Annotated in this window: 6 protein-coding genes and 1 pseudogene; 3 read left to right on the forward strand and 4 right to left on the reverse strand. The window is 43.3% G+C overall.

Going from position 1 to position 3026, the window contains the following annotated elements:
* Both G1O98_RS37645 and G1O98_RS37650 read left to right on the forward strand, forming a co-directional pair.
* Positions 1-381: pseudogene (locus G1O98_RS37645) on the forward strand (hypothetical protein); the annotation flags it as partial.
* A 76-nt stretch (positions 382-457) separates the two neighbouring features.
* Positions 458-805: a hypothetical protein gene (locus G1O98_RS37650; protein ID WP_163939489.1), complete on the forward strand. Its 348-nt coding sequence runs from the start codon at positions 458-460 to the stop codon at positions 803-805.
* A 15-nt stretch (positions 806-820) separates the two neighbouring features.
* On the opposite strand, the gene G1O98_RS37655 is transcribed toward G1O98_RS37650, so the two are convergent.
* Positions 821-1153, reverse strand: a complete 333-nt coding sequence (locus tag G1O98_RS37655; protein ID WP_163939482.1) for a hypothetical protein — start codon at positions 1151-1153, stop codon at positions 821-823.
* Positions 1154-1181: 28 nt separating this feature from the next.
* Between G1O98_RS37655 and G1O98_RS37660 the strand changes: the two genes are divergently transcribed.
* Positions 1182-1322 (forward strand): hypothetical protein, encoded by a 141-nt coding sequence (locus G1O98_RS37660; RefSeq protein WP_163939483.1) that lies wholly within the window; start codon positions 1182-1184, stop codon positions 1320-1322.
* Positions 1323-1442: 120 nt separating this feature from the next.
* Here the strand turns inward: G1O98_RS37660 and G1O98_RS37665 are convergent, their stop codons facing one another.
* From G1O98_RS37665 to G1O98_RS37675, 3 genes are all read right to left on the reverse strand, one after another.
* A complete protein-coding gene (locus G1O98_RS37665; protein ID WP_163939485.1) occupies positions 1443-1928 on the reverse strand; it encodes a hypothetical protein in 486 nt (161 codons plus the stop codon).
* Between the two features lie 192 nt (positions 1929-2120).
* Positions 2121-2396, reverse strand: a complete 276-nt coding sequence (locus G1O98_RS37670; RefSeq protein ID WP_163939487.1) for an HU family DNA-binding protein — start codon at positions 2394-2396, stop codon at positions 2121-2123.
* A 373-nt stretch (positions 2397-2769) separates the two neighbouring features.
* The coding region (locus tag G1O98_RS37675) for a hypothetical protein (RefSeq protein ID WP_202985854.1) at positions 2770-3026 on the reverse strand (257 nt) is incomplete at its 5' end.

Genomic DNA, 3026 nt, shown 5'->3' on the forward strand with positions numbered 1-3026 from the left:
GAGCAGTTAATCACGCTGGATGAAGATCGTACCACGCTTGCTCAAGCTGTACCAGAAATCATCAAGTATTTTGTCAGCCTTGCTCAGATACCGCCTGAATACAGATTATTTTTAGTTGATGAGAAAAAACAGAAAATTCCTACTTCAGTCAGCACAGTTGAGAATGCGGCATCAAGCGCAGCCATAGCAGAGATTTCTACAGAGTCTTTCGACAGGCAGCTAACAGGCGCTAACTGTTGGCGCGGTAAAAGCGTTGAAAGAGTAGACCCTGACAAAATTCGTCTTACCCTTCATCTCGACTGGGATGAAAACGAGTTCATCTTTTTTGAAGCACATCACCAGGATTTAATTCGATCGAAATTTAAAAACCATTTGTACTAAAAATCACTCAAAACTTCTTTTAGGATTCCCAATTTCAGCCAAGCGATCGCTTGTGATAAAGCAGTACACTGGTACTATGCCGAAACTTCCAGAGTGCGATAACTGTCTCCTCTATTCACATAACCCCCACCTCGTCTGTGTCGTTCACCCTGATGGAGTAGAGGGCCAGAGCTGCTTGGACTTTCGACTTGACCCCAACGCCGAAGCAGAGGAGCTATGGCAACCGGAGGGGGCAAGCTACTATAACAGTGAATTAATACTGCAACCACAACAGCAGTGGACGCAACAGCAAAAGCTGGATTTACTTGATTGGCATCCAATGTTAACTGGTAAGTGTCCCCAGTGCGGTGCATCCTTTGACCGAGACTACACCTCAAGAGTGCATTGGGATTGTGAATGCGGTTGGATGGATGATTCAATTTAAGATGTTCGTACTTTCTTACTTCCTCGCGCTTAATGCCTGCTGACTTAATTGCATCACAATATTTTGGGGCAATGGATCTATGACACCATCATTAGGCAGTGATTGGATAAAAGCTGTTACCTCTTCCCCAGTTTTATATTTCCCTTCACTCCAAGCATCAGCAATCTGTTTAGCTATTTTATTAGCATCCTCGCGCTGATTATGTGCAGTAATGCACTGAATATCGTGGCCGGTAAATGAAATCCAAGTCTGCCAAAGTTTTGTAATAGGATGCTGCACAATACCTGTAGTCAGTTCATTTTCCTCAAGAACTGGTTTTTTCTTACTACGACCAAATCCTTTAAACATAGCTGTATTTAGGAAACGCTATTTTAAAATGCCCAAAATCAACACAGCGATCGCACGGCAGGAGTTGGAATTGAGTTTAATTTGGAATTGGCGATGCCTGCGGCGGGCTATTCGGTGTCGCCATTTAATCAAAGATAATGGAGAACGATGGGGGAAGCCTTTTGGGTAGGGTGGCTCACTCATGCTTTATACCGTACCACTTGCCTACGGCACGCTCCGCGAATGTGGATCTTGCGGGAGCAAAGCGTCTCCAAGAGTTGGCGTGCGGGTACTTCATCACATTTTTTACTTATTCCTGAACCATCAACTCTTGTAGCAACGCATCATTTATCCTTTGTGCCTCTGTCCCGCTACTTTCCCTAATATCAAAAGCCTGCTGCACTATGGTTTGAACTGACTTTGGTAATGATTCAAATTTTTCCGAATTGAGTATGACGAGGCGGCAACCAGGATAAGGCATAAAATCAGTAAACGGTTCCATCCCCGATGTAATCAGAGTTTTGCTAAGTTCGGCGATGGGATGATGAGGCTTTTGGTTGTCCTCACTGCGGTTGATTTCTGATGCCATATAGCCGCAAAACCAACTCAAAGTGTCAATATCTTTCTGCAATCCTGCCAAAATCCCCGTTACTACTCGTTGGTTGAGGTTGACAGGTAGATTATCAAAGATGCTGTCTAGGTCTTCTGGGTGTCGCTTGTGACAATAACGCACCGCAGATTCAATAAGTTTATCGATTTTGGTGGGTTGGGGCTGTCCAAATCCCTTTGCACACATGGCACTGCCTCAAAATTTACGTGCTGGAAGACGCGATTTTAACAGAAACAGATTTGTTGGTACGGGAGTAATACCAGAATTGTATTGACATACTCCCTAAGAAGCAGTCAAAGTTTCACAGTCGATTCGATACTTGAATTAATCGCTTATGGTTTTGCATCGGATTAGATTGCCAGTGGTAAAGCAATTCGTCTATGGCGCTACTTTTTCTCTAAACTGTTTCCCCGCAGAAAACGCAGGCACTTTGGTCGCTGGGATAGTCATTGGCTCATTGGTTTTCGGATTACGCCCTTCGCGTTCTGAGCGATCGCGCCGCTCAAATGAGCCAAACCCTACCAGCGTTATCTTCTCTCCATTCGCTACAGCTTCGATAATAACTGACAAAAAAGCACTGATTACTTCATCAGCTTGCTTTTTTGTGATGTTGGTCTTTGCCGCTACAGCATCTACTAATTCACCTTTGTTCATAAATCGCCCTGAAACATTACAAGTAATCGAAATCTAGCATTATTACCTCTTATTCATAAAGGGGAAATGGAATAATTTTCTAGCAACACGCGAAAATTAACAATGCACAACGACTATTACTGTGTTGATTTGGCGCGATAGATCATTACCATTTCGTTTCCCTAAATGTTTGACTGTTGTAACTGTTGCACTTTCGGTTAGATAAATCCACTTTCATATTCAGTCAAAAGAGATAGGATATCTATCCATAGGTACTAAAAAACAGCCAGGAAACGTTCAATAGGCAATCGACATTTGGTTCCTCTGGCAGCGATCGCAGTATATAAGCGCTATGCTTCAATTGACCACGGTTTTATGCCAAGCTATATAGTTTTTACCGTCCTGTTTCACCTATCTGATCTGCATCGTCTGCTACTCCATTGCGAAAGCGTACTTCTAAGCCGTGTTCTGGCTCCCAGTCACACTCAGCTATCAACTTAAAGGTAGCAATATTTAGGTCATACTCCACATAGATATATGAGAAAGTGACCTGCTCCCAGACCTGAATCGGATTAGCCAACACAGGCATTGACTCATCTCCAATCATGTCACGATATACATCATAATTTTGCAGCACCAGAGGAGCAGTGA

Origin of the sequence: Nostoc sp. UIC 10630 (genome assembly GCF_010747425.1) — a bacterium.
GTDB lineage: Bacteria > Cyanobacteriota > Cyanobacteriia > Cyanobacteriales > Nostocaceae > Nostoc.